General features: G+C 50.6%; 8 protein-coding genes. All 8 read right to left on the bottom strand.

What is annotated here, in order from left to right; translation table 11 throughout:
* Positions 1 to 137: 137 nt before the first annotated feature.
* Positions 138 to 509 carry a xylulose kinase gene (locus tag EV202_RS14750; protein WP_131927590.1) on the bottom strand — a complete coding sequence of 124 codons (372 nt, stop codon included), beginning with the start codon at positions 507 to 509 and terminating at the stop codon, positions 138 to 140.
* A gap of 2 nt (positions 510 to 511) precedes the next feature.
* A complete protein-coding gene (locus tag EV202_RS14745) occupies positions 512 to 745 on the bottom strand; it encodes a hypothetical protein (RefSeq protein ID WP_131927589.1) in 234 nt (77 codons plus the stop codon).
* A gap of 63 nt (positions 746 to 808) precedes the next feature.
* Entirely contained in the window at positions 809 to 1,615 is an 807-nt protein-coding gene (locus EV202_RS14740) for a DNA adenine methylase (protein WP_131927588.1), read from the bottom strand.
* 156 nt (positions 1,616 to 1,771) lie between these two features.
* Complete coding sequence (locus EV202_RS14735; protein ID WP_131927587.1) at positions 1,772 to 1,960, bottom strand: hypothetical protein; 189 nt, start codon at positions 1,958 to 1,960, stop codon at positions 1,772 to 1,774.
* A 94-nt stretch (positions 1,961 to 2,054) separates the two neighbouring features.
* The gene (locus tag EV202_RS14730; protein ID WP_131927586.1) at positions 2,055 to 2,978 is read right to left on the bottom strand and encodes a tyrosine-type recombinase/integrase; all 924 of its coding nucleotides are present in this window, start codon (positions 2,976 to 2,978) and stop codon (positions 2,055 to 2,057) included.
* A gap of 315 nt (positions 2,979 to 3,293) precedes the next feature.
* Positions 3,294 to 3,695 carry a helix-turn-helix domain-containing protein gene (locus EV202_RS14725; protein WP_234878319.1) on the bottom strand — a complete coding sequence of 134 codons (402 nt, stop codon included), beginning with the start codon at positions 3,693 to 3,695 and terminating at the stop codon, positions 3,294 to 3,296.
* Between the two features lie 238 nt (positions 3,696 to 3,933).
* A complete protein-coding gene (locus EV202_RS14720; RefSeq protein WP_131927584.1) occupies positions 3,934 to 4,389 on the bottom strand; it encodes a hypothetical protein in 456 nt (151 codons plus the stop codon).
* Positions 4,390 to 4,426: 37 nt separating this feature from the next.
* Positions 4,427 to 5,065, bottom strand: a complete 639-nt coding sequence (locus EV202_RS14715) for a DNA repair protein RadA family protein (RefSeq protein ID WP_131927583.1) — start codon at positions 5,063 to 5,065, stop codon at positions 4,427 to 4,429.
* Between the last annotated feature and the right edge of the window lie 50 nt (positions 5,066 to 5,115).

Here is a 5,115-nt window from a genome sequence, read left to right as displayed (position 1 = left end):
CGCTGTTCTCTCACTTCGGCCTCGCCCAGTTGGCGGGCCAGCTCGGCACGCTCGGCGGCCGACAGCTTGCTGATGTCGATTGTCTGGTTCATTGTTTTTATTATTTTAAAAAGGGTTTTCTATATCTTTATTCAACTTTATACAATCGTAAATTCAACTAATTCGGAGGAGAAAATATCAAGTGTTCGCTGTTTGCCTTTAGGTAAAACCGTAACTCTTGGATTACCCAGATATCCGAAGAGGTATTGTTGGTATCGGTTAATAACCTCAAACCGTTTCCCGTCTTTCTCGATAATCATCCCTTTCCAAACAGGCTTTCCATTAGAATCAACCAGCCATTTGTCCAGAAAAGATTCCTCCAGTTGGGCTATCTTCTGTTTTAAAGGGGCAATCTGTCTCTTGTAAGAATTTTCAAAGACTTCAATTTCTGAATAAATAGCCCGAACATCTTTCGTGAGTTGTTCGGCATCCGCTATGCGATTGTTATGTTTTTCGTTTGATTCTTTCATTTTTACAGCTCTTTTAATTCATATTCTTTTTCCGTGATGGCCGCATCTACGGCTTCGACAAATTTTTGCCGCAGAATATCCGGCATTACCAAACCGTCGTTACTCCATCTCTTAGTATCGGGCGAAAGAAAACTCCACCAATGAGAGGATTCTTTTTCAGTCGCATCTTTGATGTCATGCAGCCGATCTATTTCGTCCAGCAGATTTTTGGCTCTTTCTGCTTTTTCCTTTTCCATGTCTTTTTGTTGATTTATTGGTTATTGTTCTACGATATCGTCTATCTCACATTCCCAATCCTATTAGCCAAACAACATCGGGTTCAGCTCGTAGTTACTTATTAAAATCTCCGTCTTACGTTTCGCCTTTGTTAAATTAGCGACTTTGAGAGGCATATCTATCTTTTCAACGTGCCATTTATTCACGGCAACAAAGTACCGGAGTGTCTGGCACCAAAAATTAGATAAGATGAACTTTCCTTTAATGCCCTGCAGGAGGGTGAGCAGTTGAAACAATTCTTCATGAGTATATCCACGGTAATGACCTTGAGTACATCCGGGATAAGGTGGATCGAGATAGAAAAGTGTTTCCGGCGTATCTCTTTGCCTTATCACCTCCAGTGCGTCCCTGCAGGATATCTGTACTTCGGCCAGACGTGAACGGAGGGTTTCGTTAAACTCTGTACGCTTGTTCCGCATAAATACTCCGGTATGGCTTCCTGCCAAACCGTTACACCATTTCCAGCCTCCGTGCATGCTTCCAGAAAAAGAGCCGTTCGTTATCACCCACACAGACCAAGCGATTTCAAGTTCTCCGGTCGAAACTCGACCGTTATAGAAATCCTTTGCCTTTAGGTATTCTGTTTCCGAATGAAGAGTATTCTCTACCAGGCAGCGCAATTCGTCAAAATGTTCTTGCGCCTGCCGGTAGAAAGTTATCAATCTATCATTCTTGTCGTTTATTACCTCAAGATAACTTTTAGGCTTTTGGAAGAAAACAGCACCGCCACCAAAAAACGGTTCGCAATAAATCTTATGTGCCGGCATCATAGATATAATTTTGGTTGCCAGATGCTGCTTACCTCCGTAGTATGTGATTGGGGTTCTCATTTGATTCCTTTCTTGTTTGTTTTTAGCTTGCTCCCGACATCAATGTCGGGAGCAAAAGTTCATTATTTTATATTAATGAGCCGGCCACGTGTTGCAAGGACGCCACCGCTTGCCGTATGCATGCCGTATGCAACGTCGCGCCGGCTCCTGTTGTTCTCAGTCTACAATATACTCATCTATGCCGCTAACCATTCGGATACCTTGCATCACCTCTACACTCGTAGGGGTTACGATAGCGGTGATGTGGGGGTGGTGATTCTCACACAGGTACTTAATCAGAGGTTCGGCCGCTTCTTTCAGCCTTTCCAACTCTCTTTTCTTGTCTTCTAAGTTTTCCGTTCTCATTTTTTCATTATGGGTTTTACAAAGCCCTCCTAAGGCTGTTTTCATTATTTTAGTTTATTGGTTTATGTCATCGGCTTTTACAGCCCGGAAACCCTCATGTAATCCCCAGGAAGTTGCTCATACGGTCGATACATCGTTTCTTTTGACTGAGATTCGGATGAACATACAGGTTGAGCGTAGTCGCCACATTCGAGTGACCGAGTATGGCACTTACCGTCTTATAATCGCATTGACTTTCAACGCACCGGGTGGCGAATGTGTGCCTAAGTCCGTGAAAGACTATATGAGGAATATCCAACCGCTTCAGCAGCCTGCCGAAATAGTCGCGGTAAGAGCGCGGCTCTTTGGATTGAGTAGAAGTTCCTACCACGTATGGAGCTTGCGCTTGTTTTCTGACAGCTTTCAAAGCCTGGAAAAGTTGCTTAGAGACAGGTATCTCGCGGCAGGAATTCTTTGTCTTGGGAGAAGAATGAATCCTTTCGGTCGTCTTCGATTCGCAGTTGTATATTCTGCCCACCGTATGCTTCACGGTGATTGTTCTCTGCGCAAAGTCCACGTCTTCCCATTTTAAAGCACATACTTCGCCTATTCTCATTCCCGTGCAAAGAGCCAGCAGAACACCTATGTTCTGCGGAGTAGGCCGTTCTGTCAGATGACGCATCAATATCCGTTGATGGCTCAAGGATAAAGTGGGCAACAGGCTTTTTCCCGTGTCGGTAGGATATTCGATATCCCATTCTTCAAAAGGGCAAATCCCGTGCTTGTTCCCGTATTTGGCAACGGATTTGAGCACCGCCACCATGTCTCTGACCGTTTTCTTTGCCAATCCTTCAGCGCATTTGTTTAGCACAAATTGCTGGACATCGCATTCTGTTATCGTTTCCATCGCGCCGAATTGCGGCAACAGATGGGTTTGCAGCGTAAGCAGATAAGCGCATAGGGTAGAATGTTTCACTATCGGGCGTTTCGCCTCGCTCCAGATTCCGGCGACTTCCCGGAATGTCTTTCCATTGTTCATAATATCGGGGTGTATGGATGTTATAAATGTCTTGTCAGTATCTGATACGCGCGCTCGCCTCCTTTGCCCGCCTGCGCTGCTTATCCTTGTTTTCCTCCTTCTTCCGTGATGACGTCATACGCAGCAGCTCCAAGTCGATGTTGTCGTACCTCACATGCTCGGCACGTAGGGCGTCCAGATGGCGGTCGAGTTCCGCCGGGGTCATTGTGCCGACATTCTCAAGTATGGCGTCCTGAAGCTCGCGTATGCGGTCGGCGGATGTCTCGAAGCGGGCTGTGAGCTCCTTGAGGCGGCGGTTGCGGTCGGTGGAGTAAGTCATAGGGATTCCTCCTCTCTCTGCCCGATGATATTCCTTTCCATCTCCCGGCGGCTGTAATAGGTGTACCTCCCCTGTTTGTAGCTGTGTATCAGCCCGCGCGAGGCATACCCCTTGATGGTATTCTTGCCGCATTTCAGATAGCGGCACGCCTCGTTCTGCGTCATCATGTCGGCCATGTCGGCATCGGCCGGAAGCGTGCCGGGAAGACATTTTCCCGGCTTGGCCTTGCGGCGGAGCCCCGTCCATTGCTCCAGCCGCTCGATGCGGGCCATCAGTTTGTCGAAGTCCGCACGGCTGAGGACAACCGCGCCCGCGTCTCCCTCCGGCACCTCTTCCGCCGCTTTCCTTGCGTTGATCCTCTCCAACACCGTACTTGCATCCGGTACCAGTACCTCCATCCCGAGGTGTCCCTTCGCGAAACGGGCGGCGTCGCGCGCCGCGAAGAATACCGCCTCGTCACGCATCGCTTCGGGGGTATTCATTACATAGTGTTCAAACACCTGCCGTTCAGTCTTGCCGCTTCGCAGCACCTCCGCCATCGCCCTGCTCAGCTTGTCATTCTTGTAGCTTAAGACTTCGATGGCCTGCCTGATTTCTTCTTTCGTTCTCATATCTCCAAATTCTAAAATCTTACGTCTATTTCCTTTCTTCCCTCCTCATCCATGCCTCCAGCTGCTTCTTCGTATCCTGGAGCTCCCACAGCCTCATGGCCGTGACGTCCTTGCGCGCCTTGCTGTACCGGCGGGCCCATACGTTCAGCTTGGCCACGTTCATGCGGTACTCATCCTCGCTGTCGGAGGTAAATCCCTGATTCAGTTGCGGAATCAGGAATGACAGGTGGTATATCTCCCTGAACACCTGCCGGGCCTCGGCCGCCTGCATGGCCCGCGCCTTGTCGTCCATGGGGTTGAGACGCTCCAGCAGTTCGCGGGCTTCCTGCATGGTAAGTTCCCGGCTGCTCTCCGTGCGCCCGCTGGTGAAGTGGTGTATACACCCGTGCCGTGTCTCCGCGTCCATGCCGAGGCGGCCGAAAGTGGCGTGTAGCGCCTTGAGCTGCCCCGCCGTGATGGGTTTGTTCGTTATTGTTCTCATAATTGTTTGCTTATCGTTAAACACTCACCGCTGATCGCTAACCGTTCCTTTCTCCCCAATACTTCGCCGCCTCTTCCGGCCAGATGTTGTAATACCCCCGGGGGCCGATGAAGCGTCCTTTGCTGAATGCCCGGTAGCCCTCGACGTATATCTTCAGCGAGGCGTCGAACACCGCATCCTTGGCACTGCGTCCGGTGGGCATCCGGCCGGTGGCGTGGCTGATGAAGATCAGCAGCTTGTTCCTGTGCCGCTCCTTGAACTCGATATACTGCCGGTAGGTCATCTGCGTGTACTGGAAGGAGTCTATTACCACGAAGTCGGGCGACTTCTGCCTCTTCATCCGCAGGGAAAGCTGCTCCATGTCCTCGTTGTCGATGAGCAGGAAGCGCTTGTTCACCTCCATCATGCCGAAGCGGCGGAGCGTGTTCTGCATTGTCAGGCAGGCGCCCTCCTCCAGGCTGTCGTAAGCCACCCGCCCGAAGCGGCAAAGGTACTTGCAGAGCTGCATCACGAAGGAGGTCTTGCCGTTGCCCGTATTGCCCCAAACGAACCATACTCCCCGCCGTTCCGGCGTGCCGAACGCCTCGTGCCACTCGCCGTCGAAGTCCAACGTGTCGAACTTCATGCTCAGCATCTCGCGCACGCCCTTGGCGTTGCGGTCGAACGTCACGCTCATTGCCCGTCGCCCCCTTTCCGCTGCTCGGCTATCCGTTTCTGCGCGTGCAC

The organism is Prevotella heparinolytica (assembly GCF_004342845.1).
GTDB classification, from domain to species: Bacteria; Bacteroidota; Bacteroidia; order Bacteroidales; family Bacteroidaceae; genus Bacteroides; species Bacteroides heparinolyticus.
The sequence above is the reverse complement of the archived record's forward strand: the minus strand, read 5'-3'. Positions and strand labels throughout refer to the sequence as shown.